At 59.6% G+C, this 12,524-nt stretch carries 9 protein-coding genes; 6 read left to right on the plus strand and 3 right to left on the minus strand.

Features of this window, described 5'->3' with window-relative positions:
- Positions 1-12: 12 nt before the first annotated feature.
- Genes argC through ABD903_RS04870 form a run of 3 tightly spaced genes read right to left on the minus strand, consistent with a single transcriptional unit; the run spans position 13 to position 2,751 of the window.
- Positions 13-993, minus strand: a complete 981-nt coding sequence (gene argC, locus ABD903_RS04860; protein ID WP_345221911.1) for an N-acetyl-gamma-glutamyl-phosphate reductase — start codon at positions 991-993, stop codon at positions 13-15.
- Entirely contained in the window at positions 983-2,170 is a 1,188-nt protein-coding gene (argG, locus tag ABD903_RS04865; RefSeq protein ID WP_345221912.1) for an argininosuccinate synthase, read from the minus strand. The genes argC and argG overlap by 11 nt, the downstream gene beginning before the upstream one ends.
- Positions 2,170-2,751, minus strand: coding sequence for a GNAT family N-acetyltransferase (locus ABD903_RS04870; protein WP_345221913.1), 582 nt, complete (start codon positions 2,749-2,751; stop codon positions 2,170-2,172). Before ABD903_RS04870 ends, argG begins: the two co-directional genes overlap by 1 nt.
- Positions 2,752-3,537: 786 nt before the next feature.
- Between ABD903_RS04870 and argB the strand changes: the two genes are divergently transcribed.
- From argB to ABD903_RS04900, 6 genes are all read left to right on the plus strand, one after another.
- Positions 3,538-4,320 carry an acetylglutamate kinase gene (argB, locus tag ABD903_RS04875; protein WP_345221914.1) on the plus strand — a complete coding sequence of 261 codons (783 nt, stop codon included), beginning with the start codon at positions 3,538-3,540 and terminating at the stop codon, positions 4,318-4,320.
- On the plus strand, positions 4,308-5,375 hold the full coding sequence (locus ABD903_RS04880) for a M20 family metallo-hydrolase (protein WP_345221915.1): 1,068 nt from the start codon (positions 4,308-4,310) through the stop codon (positions 5,373-5,375). The genes argB and ABD903_RS04880 overlap by 13 nt, the downstream gene beginning before the upstream one ends.
- Before the next feature lie 91 nt (positions 5,376-5,466).
- A complete protein-coding gene (gene argH / locus ABD903_RS04885; protein WP_345221916.1) occupies positions 5,467-6,768 on the plus strand; it encodes an argininosuccinate lyase in 1,302 nt (433 codons plus the stop codon).
- 246 nt (positions 6,769-7,014) lie between these two features.
- A complete protein-coding gene (locus ABD903_RS04890; RefSeq protein WP_345221917.1) occupies positions 7,015-7,647 on the plus strand; it encodes a peroxiredoxin in 633 nt (210 codons plus the stop codon).
- Between the two features lie 468 nt (positions 7,648-8,115).
- A complete protein-coding gene (locus ABD903_RS04895) occupies positions 8,116-11,232 on the plus strand; it encodes a T9SS-dependent M36 family metallopeptidase (protein ID WP_345221919.1) in 3,117 nt (1,038 codons plus the stop codon).
- 240 nt (positions 11,233-11,472) lie between these two features.
- Positions 11,473-12,489 carry an NAD(P)/FAD-dependent oxidoreductase gene (locus ABD903_RS04900; protein WP_345221920.1) on the plus strand — a complete coding sequence of 339 codons (1,017 nt, stop codon included), beginning with the start codon at positions 11,473-11,475 and terminating at the stop codon, positions 12,487-12,489.
- Positions 12,490-12,524 lie beyond the last annotated feature (35 nt).

A 12,524-nucleotide genomic window follows, 5' to 3' on the forward strand; every position in this document is an offset into this window, starting at 1 on the left:
GATAGCCAACAGCTAAAAGCCGACAGCTTTCAAGTGCAGTCCCGTCGTTTCGGGCAGGCCGAAGAGCAGGTTCATGTTCTGGATGGCTTGGCCCGAAGCGCCCTTCACCAGGTTGTCGATAACCGAGGTAATGAGCAGCTGCTTGCCGAATTTCTGCACGTGCAGCAGGCACTTGTTGGTGTTGACCACCTGCTTCAGGTGCACTTCCGCGTCCGATACTGTGGTAAACGCGGCGTCGGCGTAGAACTCCTTATACAGCGTCCGCGCCTCGTCCTGCGTTAGCTCCGACGGCGTGTAGACCGTGGCAAAGATGCCGCGGGTGAAGTTGCCGCGGTACGGAATGAAGTGCATTTCACTCCCCAACTCGGGTTGCAGTTGCGCCAGGCTTTCCCCAATCTCGCCCAGGTGCTGGTGCGTGAACGGTTTGTAGATGGACACATTGTTGCTGCGCCAGGAAAAGTGCACGGTCTCGGCCAAGCTCTGGCCCGCGCCCGTTGAGCCGGTAATGGCCGATACGTGCACGTCGTCGGTGAGCTTGCCGGCCTGGGCCAGCGGCAACAAGGCCAGCTGAATGGCCGTGGCAAAGCAGCCAGGGTTGGCAATGCTCTGCGCCTGCTGAATGCGCGTGCGGTTCAGCTCCGGCAGCCCGTACACGAACTCGCGGTCCTGAAACTCCCGGTCGGCACTCAGGCGAAAATCGTTGCTGAGGTCGATTACGTGGGTGGTTTCCGGCAGCGGATGCTTCTCCAGAAACGCCCGGGAGTTGCCGTGGCCCAGGCAGAGGAACACCACGTCTTCGTCGCCGGCCAGCTCGGAGACAAACCGCAAGTCTGTTTCGCCCACCAAGTCGTCGTGTACCTGGTACACCGGGCTGCCCGCGCTGGATGAGGACACAATGGCGCCCAGCTCCACGAACTCGTGGTGTAGCAGTATGCGGATTAGCTCGCCTGCCGTGTAGCCGGCCCCGCCGACGATGCCAACCTTAATTTTCATCGTTGAAAGAGGAATGAATGCGCAGCTGGTTGCTGAAAATCTTGATGAAGCCCTTCGCGTCGCGCGAGTCCCAGGCGTTGTTTTCCTCGCCGTAGGTGGCCACCTTTGACTGCATCATGTCGAACGGAGACTCGATGCCCAGCAACTCAAACTGGTAGGGCTTCAGGGTTACGTACACCGTGCCCGATACCCGCTCCTGCGACGACTCCAGGAAGGCTTCCATGTCGCGCATCACCGGGTCGAGGTACTGCGCCTCGTGCAGCAGCGTGCCGTACCAGTTGGCTATGTAGTCCTTGTGCAGCAGCTGCCAGCGCGAAGACGTGTGCTTTTCGAGCAGGTGGTGGCCCTTGATGAGAATCAGCGGCGCCGGGGCCTCAAAGCCCACGCGGCCCTTGATGCCTAGGATGGTGTCGCCCACGTGGGTGTCGCGGCCGATGGCATACTGCCCAGCCAGCTCATTCAAAGCCACAATCAGGTCCACTGGCTGCATGGTTTCGCCGTTCAAGGCTACCGGCTCCCCCTTTTCGAAGGTGATGCTGATTTCCTGGGGCTCGTGCTTGCTCAGCTGCGTCGGCCAGGCCGACTCCGGCAGGCCCTGGCGCGAAGTCAGCGTTTCCACGCCGCCCACGCTGGTGCCCCAGATGCCCTTGTTGATGGAGTACTTGGCTTTTTCCCAGCTCATTTCTACGCCGCTGGCCTGCAGGTAGTCGATTTCCTGCTGGCGCGAGAGGCGCAGGTCGCGGATGGGCGTCAGGATTTCGGTATTGGGCGAAATCACCGAGAAAGCCACGTCGAAGCGCACCTGGTCGTTGCCGGCGCCGGTGCTGCCGTGGGCAATGTAGTCGGCCTGGTTTTCGCGGGCGTACTCGGCCAGCGCCAGGCTCTGAAACATGCGCTCGGCACTGACACTCAGCGGGTAGGTGTCGTTTTTGAGGATATTCCCGGCAAGTAGGTAGCGTAGGCACTGTTGGTAGAACCGCTCGGTTACGTCAATCACCTCGTGGCGCTTGGAGCCCATTTCGTAGGCGCGCTTTTCGATGCCGGCCAGCTCTTGCGGCGAGAAGCCGCCCGAGTTGACGATGACCGTGTGTACTTCCAGGCCCAGCTCGCGGGTAAGGTACACGACGCAATACGACGTATCCAGACCGCCGCTGTAGGCTAAAACTACCTTTTTCATTACCGGTTAATGGGTTCGATGATGTCGATGGATTCCTGCGCCGGCTGGCTGTATTGGTCGTTGAGCTTGTCGTAGACCATGCCGGTGCACAGGCACATTTTGCGCTGGTTCTCCTGCAGAATGGGGTAGTTCTTGCAGGCCGAGCAGCCCTTCCAAAAGTCGTCGGACTGGGTTAGCTCAGGGAACGTAACGGGACGGTAGCCCAGCTCGGTATTAATTTTCATGACCGCCGCCGAGGTGGTGATGCCGAAAATCTTGGCCTGCGGGTACTTCGTGCGCGACAACTCAAACACGCGCTGCTTGATGGCGCGGCCGAGGCCCTCCTGACGCAGCTCGGTGTTTACAATGAGGCCCGAATTGACGACAAACTTGTTGTCCTCGAACGTCTCGATGTAGCAGAAGCCCGCCAGCTGCTCGCCAACGAAGGCAATAATGGCATCACCGCGTCCCATCTTCTTTTTCAAGTAGTTAGGGTCGCGTTTGGCAATGCCTACGCCCCGCTGCCGGGCCGATTCCTCGTACCATTGGCAAAGCGTGTCCACATACTGCTCATCGGCAGCATTGGCAACTCGTAAAATCATGGTCAAAGCGCGGTTAGTTGCCGCTCTTGGGGCAACAGACTCGGAAAGACGAAAGAATGCAGCAGAAACGCAGCTCGGGGAAGAAGACTACGCGGCGACCAGCCTCTAAAGGGCCAGTATCAGGAAAAGCGCCAGGGTAAGGGGAAATGGCTTGGGGGAGGCGGGTGTGAAACCGCATTGTGGGGACCAGGTCGACCCACCATCAGTACATGTACCGCGTCCTACACTCGTGCAGCCAGTTTTTTCGTTTGAACCCTTGTGAAACATGGCCATCGTCGGAACGGGCCACTGCTGATAATTTTTGCAAACATAGGACCCAAGCTTGGTAATGCCAATGCTTGTTTCTGAATCGGTGTAGGTACACATGCCCCGAAAAGCGGTGTACTTTTGCCCCGAGCGGCACAGAAACAGGCAGTTTGACGGTTCAGTGGGTGCTGCAAAAAAAATAGCAGCACTTCAAAAACGTAACACTGAAGGCTAGGGTTGGCGCGCTATCAAATTGCAGCGCATTGCCCCGACTCGCCGGCCCGAAACGGGCGCGCTGCCGCATGTAGCGGAAGCAAGAAGGCGAATGTTCGTCGTCGGAGCATGGCAGTAAACCGACGGAGCGGTTTGGGTTCGGCGCAATAACATGCAACCGGCCGAAAATCGTTTCAGAATTTGCGTAAAGGTTTAACAGAAACCCTCGCTAAAGTCAATAGGGCCGTTATTTGCGTTTGCAGCCGATTAAAACTCCAAAAAGCGGTGCTCCTTTTTCTTTGATGTTCCTCTGACGCGAAAGTCTAGATGCAAGACACCCTTAACATATTTAAAATCGGCGGCGGCATCATTGATGATGCGGACCAACTGAGCCAGTTTTTGGCAGAGCTAGCGCGCGTGCCGGGTCGCAAAATTCTGGTGCACGGCGGCGGCAAAGGCGCTAATCAGATGCTGACCGAGTTGGGCATTGCGCCCCAAATGGTGAACGGCCGCCGCATTACCGACGCCGCCACACTGGACATTGTAACGATGTTTTACGCCGGCAAAACCAACAAGCAGATTGTGGCCGGATTGCAGGCCGCGGGCGTAAACGCCCTGGGCCTTTCCGGCGCCGATGGCAACGTGATTCAAGCCACCAAGCGCCCGGTGAAAGACATCGACTACGGTTTTGTGGGCGACCTGACGGAGCGAAGCGTAAACGCCCAGCTGCTCGATCAACTCCTGCGCGCCGGCCTCACGCCCGTGCTCTGCGCCATTACCCACGATGGCCGCGGGCAGCTACTGAACACCAACGCCGACACCATAGCCAGCACCGTAGCCCGCGCCCTAGCCGCACTGTACCGCGTGGAGCTGCACTTTTGCTTCGAGAAAGACGGCGTGCTGACAGACATAAACGACGACAACTCCGTGGTGCCACAGATTACGCCGGAACGCTACGCCGATATGAAAGCCGCCGGCCAGATTGCCGCTGGCATGCTGCCCAAGCTCGACAACGCCTTTGCGGCCTTGGAAGCCGGGGTTGAGAAAGTCGTCATCGAAAACGCGCTCAAGATTAACGAGCCGGTAAAAACCATCCTATGCCGGAGCTAAACCCGCAGCTGGTCGAAGACGCCATTCAGCTTCTGATTCGGCTGATCAGAACCCCGTCATTTTCGCGGGAGGAGGGCCCGACGGCGGAGCTGATTGCCGGGTTTCTAACCGCCCACGGCGCCGCGCCGCAACGCGCCGGCCACAACGTGTGGGCTACTTCCCGGCACTTCGATGCGGCCAAGCCCACCGTGCTGCTGAACTCCCACCACGACACGGTGAAGCCCGGCGCCTCCTGGACCTACGACCCGTTTGGTGCGGTATTGGAAGGCGACAAACTCACCGGCTTGGGCAGCAACGACGCCGGTGCATCGGCGGTGAGTTTGCTGGCTACGTTCCTCCATTTTTACGAACAAGAGCTGCCCTATAACCTCATTTGCGCCATTACCGCCGAAGAAGAAATTTCCGGAACCGACGGCGTGAGCAGCATTCTGCCGCTGCTGGGTAAAATCGACCTCGGCATTGTGGGCGAACCAACGCAGATGGACCTGGCCGTTGCCGAAAAAGGCCTCGTGGTGCTCGACTGCGTAGCCCACGGCAAAACCGGCCACGCCGCCCGCAACGAAGGCGAAAACGCCCTCTACAAAGCCGTAGCCGATATTGAGTGGATTCGGCAGTACCAATTCCCGGAAGCGTCTCCCCTGCTCGGCCCCGTAAAAATGACCGTGACGCAGGTGCAGGCCGGCTCGCAGCACAACGTGGTACCCGACCGCTGCACGTTTGTGGTGGACGTGCGCACCAACGAGTTCTACTCGAATGAAGACGTGGTGCGCACCGTGCAGGCCCACGTGCAGTCGGAGGTAACGCCGCGCTCCTTGCGCCTGAACTCATCGCGCATCAGTCCGGAGCACCCGCTGGTGCAACGCGGCGTAGCGTTAGGCCGCAAAACTTTCGGCTCGGTCACGCTCTCGGACCAGGCCCTGATGAGCTTCGACACCGTGAAAATTGGCCCCGGCGACTCGGCCCGGTCCCACACGCCCGACGAATACATTTTGCTGAGCGAAATTCGCGGCGGCATTCGCGAGTACGTGGAGCTGCTGGATGGTCTGGTGCTGTAGCGCGAACTTTTAGTTCGCGTATCACGGAACGGCTACCGAACGGAATACAATTATTCAACGATACGCGAACTAAAAGTTCGCGCTACTGCGCATGAAAATCTGGGATAAGGGCATTGCCGTCGACCAAAAAATCGAGCAGTTCACCGTGGGTCAGGACCGGGCGCTGGATATGTACCTGGCGCGCTTCGACGTGCAGGCGTCCAAGGCACAAGCCAACATGCTGGCCAAGGCCGGCCTGATTTCGGCCGAAGAAAACCAGCAGCTGCAGCAAGGCCTCACGGAGTTGTCGGCCCAGATTGAAGCCGGCGACTTTGTCATTGACGAAGCCTTCGAGGACGTGCACTCGAAAATCGAGTACTACCTCACCGAGAAGTTCGGCGACGCGGGCAAGAAAATTCATACCGCCCGCTCGCGCAACGACCAAGTACTGACGGCCATTCAGCTGTTTCTAAAAGACTACACCGAGCGCGCCGCCGCCAAAACCATGGAACTGGTGCGCGTGCTGCTGGAAAAAGCCCAGGCGCACCAAGCCGATTTAATGCCCGGCTACACGCACTTTCAGGCCGCCATGCCCAGCTCGTTTGGGCTGTGGTTCTCGGCCTACGCCGAACATTTGCTGCTCGATCTGGCCCTGTTTGAGGCCGCCCACACCGTAGCCGATCAGAACCCGTTGGGCTCGGGCGCGGGTTTCGGCAGCTCTTTCCCCATCGACCGGAAAATGACCACCCAGGAGCTGGGTTTTGGCAACTTGGCGGTTAGCTCGGTAGGTGCTCAGATGCTCCGCGGCAAAACTGAAAAAACGGTGGCCTTTGCCATGGCCGGCATGGCCGCCACACTGGCCAAAATGGCTTACGACTTGGTGCTCTACAACTCCCAGGATCTGGCCTTTGTGGAGCTGCCGGCGGCGTTTACTACCGGTTCCAGCATTATGCCGCACAAAAAAAATCCGGACGTATTCGAGCTGATTCGGGCGCGCTGCAATGCCCTGCAAGCCCTGCCGAACACCATTGCGCTAACTACCAGCAACCTGCCCAGTGGCTACCACCGCGACTTCCAGATTCTGAAGGAGCTGCTCTTCGAACCCATGACGCAGTTTCTGGACATTCTCGACATCGTGCTGTTCGCCCTGCCGCAGCTGCGCATCAAGCCGAATTTGCTGAACCAAGCCAAGTACGATACCACGTTCACGGTGGAAAATATCAACCAGCTGATTCAGTCCGGCACGCCGTTCCGCACCGCTTACAAGGAGGTGGGACACGCCGTGGAAGCCGGCAGTTACACGCCGCACCGCGAGTTTACCACCACGCATTTGGGCAGCGTGCACAACCTGGGGCTGGAAGAAATTCAGGCGAAAGTGGAGGCGCTGCGGAAAAGCAGCCGGCTGCTGCGCTAGTCTTTGCAGCTAGAATTAGCTCCCCTCCTCATCCGAGGAGGGGTTGGGGGTGGTCGACCAAGGCGCTTGAACAGCATTATAGTTAGCTCTAATCTTTCAACCACCCCTAGCCCCTCTTCATCCGCGGAGGGGAACTAGCTTTAGCTGCACTCGGCTATTTGGGCTAAGCTTGGTGGCTACGTTAAAAATTACCGCGTTTCGGCGGTAGCGCTTACATTGGCTGCCTCAACAATACACCACCCGCTTATGGCACTTCGACTAGGCGACACCGCCCCCGATTTCACGGCCGATTCTACCCAAGGCCGCATTAACTTCTACGATTACCTCGGCACAAGCTGGGGCATCCTGTTTTCGCACCCCGCCGATTTCACGCCCGTGTGCACCACCGAGCTGGGCCGCGCCGCTAACCTCTCCGACGAATTCACGCGCCGCAACACCAAAATGATGGCTCTGAGCGTGGATGCCCTCGATAACCACCACCAGTGGACCCAGGACATTGAGGAAACCCAGGGCGCGGCCGTGAATTACCCCATCGTGGCCGACCACGACCGGAAAGTAGCCGAGCTCTACGACATGATTCACCCGAACGCGTCGGAGAAGTTCACGGTACGCTCGGTGTTCATCATCGACCCCGCCAAGAAGGTGCGCCTTACCCTCACCTACCCCGCCGCCGTGGGCCGCAACTTCGATGAGCTGCTGCGTGTGATTGATGCCCTGCAGCTCGGCGACCAGCACCCCGTGGCCACACCCGTCGACTGGCGCCCCGGCGACGACGTGATTATCGGCCTCGGCGTGAAAGACGAGGACATCGAGAGCAAGTTTCCGCAGGGCCACCGCCGCGTGAAGCCCTACCTGCGCTATACGTCACTGCCGGCGTAACCCCGCACACATCGCGCTGCTGTTATTTTTTGTTGGTCCGCCTGTGCTTTGTGCAGGCGGACCAACGCGTTTGCGGGGCACTGCTTACTGCGCACGATATGGCGCTGGCCCGCGTCAGGAAACCCGAGCCGCTCCGGTATTGGAGCGACTGATTTACCTACGCCTGTTATTAAAATAATCTTATCAGCTATCCAGTGTTGCATTTCGGGCCGGAATGAGTCTTGAATCAGTTGGCCAAAATAATTACATAAGCATTTCACCATCAATTATTTAAATACATTAAAAAACATTGTACGGCCAAGTCCCGTGCATGACCAAACCTGCTCGTACGCTGTGTTGCAGAGCGCACCTGCAAGCAGTTGCCGTTCAAAATAGCACAATCGACAATCAATTGCACTTATTGTAAAATATATATAAATATTTTAATTCAAAGACATACATTCAGGTCCAACCAAACCGCACCTGTATATGTCACACACCCTACCTTCACAGCACCGGCCTCTGTTACTGGTTGCCCTGCTTCTGGGCACTTTGGCCGCATTCGGGCAAAACCGGCCCCTTCCGCCAAGCAAAGCTGTTCCGGAGGCCGCTTTCGAGCATTTACGGAGCAACAAGCAAACGCTCCAGGTAACCGAGGCCGACCTAGCCGACCTGACCTTGAGCAGCGAGGCGCGTACCGCACACAACGGTCTGCGGCACTTGTATTTGCAGCAGCGCTACGGCGGCATTCCCATTCACGGTGCCATTACTACGGTAAACATGACCGCCGACGAACGGGTGCTGAGCGTGGGCAACCGATTTTACAAGGAGCTAGGACGTAAGGTGCGAACGGCATCCCGCGTGATGACGGCCGAAGACGCCGTCGGCACCGCCGCCCGACATCTGGGCCTGAGTCCGAGCGGGTCGCTGGCCGCGCGCAGCCGCAGCACCGAGCCGGAGCGGGCTACGCTGTTTGATACCGGGGGCATTTCGCTGGAGCCAATCACGGCCAAGTTGGTGTACCAACCCCTGCCCGATGGCTCCTTGAGGCTGGCCTGGGAGGTGTTTATCTACGAGCTCGATGCCCTGAATGCGTGGAACATCCGTCTTGACGCCAGCAACGGCCAGGTGTTGGCAAAAGATAACCTGGTAACGCATTGCGAATTTGATAACCATGGTCCAGAGGGCACCTTCATCGACGGCAAGCGGAAGCTCCTGACGCCGATGACGGCCCCGGCAGCACCCATGGTGCCGTACGCCAGCCCCGCCTCGAACGCCTACCACGTTTTTACCTTGCCCTCCGAAAGTCCCAGCCACGGGCCGCGTGATTTTGCCGTTACCGCTACGGCCGATCCGACTGCCTCCCCCAACGGCTGGCACGATACCAACGGCATGCCCGGAGCCGAGTTTACCAGCACCCGGGGCAACAACGTACACGCTTACGAGGACCCGACCAACAACAACAACGGCAACCTTAATTACAGCCCCAACCCCGGCGCGTCGCTGCTGTTCAACTACCCCGTGGACTTTACCCAGCAGCCGGTGGCCTACCGCGACGCGGCCATCACCAACCTGTTCTACCTCAACAACGTCATGCACGATGTGTGGTACCGGTATGGGTTTAACGAAGTCAGCGGCAACTTCCAAGTCAGTAATTACAACCGCGGCCCCGCAGCGGCTCCCTTCGGGGCCAACGACGATGTGCGTGCCGAAGCGCAGGACAGCCGCAACGTGGCTACTACCCGCAACAACGCCAATTTCTTCACGCCCATCGACGGAAACCGGCCGCGCATGCAGATGTACCTCTGGACGGGCATACCCGGCGCCCAGACCTTCAGCATTACGGCGCCCTCGGCCCTTGCCGGCTTTTATACCACCCGGCTGGCCTCGTTTGGACCAGCACTGCCCGCCGCCCCCCTTACGGGCAAACTGGTATTAACCAGCACTGCTGCCGGTGTGGGGCAACAAGGCTGTATGGCGCTCAATAACGGCGCCGCCATGAGCGGCAACATTGCGCTGGTGTACCGCGGCAATTGCGACTTGTGGCTAAAGGTTTACCACGCCCAGCAGGCCGGCGCTACCGCCGTGGTAATGGTCAATAACCTGCCCGGCGACCCCAGCGCAATGGGCGGTACGCCCGGTTTCCCCATTACCATTCCCTCGGTAATGATCAGCCAGGAAGCCGGCACCAGCATCAGGGCCGCAATGGATGCCGGCCAGGAAGTGCAGGTGTCGCTTAAAAACGACGGCGTTGGGCCCGAGCTCGACGGCGACTTCGACAACGGCATCATCGCCCACGAGTACGGCCACGGCATCAGCATCCGCCTGACCGGCGGCCGCCTTACCAACGCCTGCCTGAACAACGCCGAGCAGGGCGGCGAGGGGTGGAGCGACTGGTTTGGGCTCATGCTTACCATGAAGCCCGGCGACACGGGCGCCAAAAAGCGCGGCATCGGCACCTATGCCCTGGGCCACGCCACCGACGGCCGCGGCATTCGCCCCGCTCCCTACAGCACCGACTTCGCCGTTAACGGCTACACCTACCGGGCCACCAACGACCCGACCATAGCCGAACCCCACGGCATTGGATTCGTGTGGGCAACCATGATGTGGGACCTAAACTGGGCCTTCATTAACCGCTACGGCTTCAACCCAGACCTTTACAACGGCACCGGCGGCAATAACATGGCCATGCAGCTGATCATCGACGGCCTGAAGCTGCAGCCTTGTAGCCCCGGCTTCGTGGATGCCCGCAACGCCATTCTGCTGGCTGATCAGGCCAACTACGGCGGTCAGAACCAGAAAATGATCTGGCAGGTATTCGCCCGCCGCGGCCTGGGTTTCAGCGCCAGTCAGGGCTCGAGCTTTAACCGTTTCGACCAGGTGGAAGCCTTTGATCTGCCGCCGCTGTACGCCTGTGTGCCGCCTACCATTGCGGTAATTCCGGCCTCCAGCGTGTACACCGGCGCCGGCCCCAACACCATCTTTCTGGGCTATGGCCCGCAGAGCGTGACCCTGCAGGCCAGCGGCGTCAACATCAACTCGTATAGCTGGTCGCCCGCCGCTGGGCTGAGCAATACCAACACCGGCTCTCCGGTATTTACCCCTACGGTTGCCGGTACCTACACCTTTACCGTGACGGCCACCGATGTTAATTCGTGCGTGGAAACGGCCCAGGTCACGATTAACGTGCTTGACGTACGCTGCGGCAACCGCAACAACAAAGTACTGGTGTGCCACAACGGCAACGACCTGTGCGTGGATGCCCTTGGAGCCGCCGACCACCTGGCTCACGGCGACCGGCTGGGTGGCTGCAACACCGTGCCAAGCGTACGCCCGGTATCGGAAACGGTGCTGACGGCCGCGCCCAACCCCGCCGCCGACCGCACGACCTTCTCGTTTGAGCTGCCGCGCAGCAGCCATTTCCGCCTCGAAATCGTGGACATACGCGGCCAGGTGGTTTCGGTGCTGGCGGAGGGCGAGGGCCGCAGCGGGCAAGTGTACCAGTACGTGCTAACCAAGGGCAGCCTGCGTGCCGGCCTTTACATTGCCCGCCTCGTCACCGATAACGAGCATAAGTTTACGCGCCTCGAGCTGCGGGATTAAGCAACACCCCTGCTACCCCAGCCACCGGGCGGGCGCACAGCTGCGTCCGCCCGTTTTTTTGGTGGCCCAGCGCCGGTCTGGCTTCTTTACGCTCAGTGGTCTATGTTTTAAGCGAAGCGCTGTACCTTTGCGCCCGATTTTCATGCCCAAAGCAACCGCAAGGCCCGCTTGGCTGTTATCTGCCTGATCTGATTGAGCACAAGCCCGCTGCGGCCCGGCTCCCGACTGTTTTCACCTTCAATGCACTCCACCATTTCCACCGATATCTGCATCATCGGCGCCGGCCCCGTGGGCTTGTTCGCCGTGTTCGAAGCCGGCCTGCTCAAGCTCCGCTGCCACGTCGTCGACGCCCTGCCCCAGGTGGGCGGGCAGCTGTCGGAAATCTACCCGAAGAAGCCCATTTACGACATTCCGGGCTTCCCCGAAGTGCTGGCCGGCGACCTGGTGCAGAATCTTATGCGCCAGATTGAGCCTTTCCACCCCACGTTCACCTTGGGCGAGCGGGTAGAGAAGTTCGAAAAGTTAGAAGACGGCTCCTTCTCGCTGCTCACCACCGACGGCACCGACATCCGCTGCAAGGCCATTGCCATTGCCGGCGGCCTGGGCTCGTTCGAGCCGCGCAAGCCTGCCATCGACGAGCTGGACCGCTTTGAAGGCGGCAAAGGCGTGTACTACATGGTGCGCGACCCCGAAACCTTCCGCGACCAGCGCCTGGTAATTGCCGGCGGCGGCGACTCGGCCCTCGACTGGACCATTTTCCTGGCCAACGTAGCCAAGGAGGTAACCCTTGTGCACCGCGGCACCACCTTCCGCGGCGCCGCCGACTCGGCCGAGAAAGTGAAGGCCCTGCACGATGCCGGCAGGGTAAACCTGGTGCTGAGCAGCAACGTGACCCACGTGCACGGCAACGGCCACTTGGAAGCCGTTACCATCACTGCCAACGACGGCACCGCCCGCAGCCTCGAAGTCGACAGCTTTATTCCGCTGTTCGGCCTCACGCCCAAGCTGGGTCCGATTGGCGAGTGGGGGCTGGAAATTGAGGACGACGCCGTGAAAGTAAACACGCTGGACTACTCCACTTCCGTGCCCGGCGTCTACGCCATCGGCGACATCAACACCTACCCCGGCAAGCTGAAGCTGATTTTGTGCGGCTTCCACGAGGCCGCGCTCATGGCGCAGGGGGCTTACAAGCACATCTTCCCCGATAAGCGCTACGTACTGAAATACACCACCGTTAACGGCGTACCCACGCTGTAAGTAGCAAGCGGCGCTTCGGCTGATTTTCGAAAGTG

This window comes from Hymenobacter koreensis (assembly GCF_039541855.1).
GTDB lineage: Bacteria > Bacteroidota > Bacteroidia > Cytophagales > Hymenobacteraceae > Solirubrum > Solirubrum koreensis.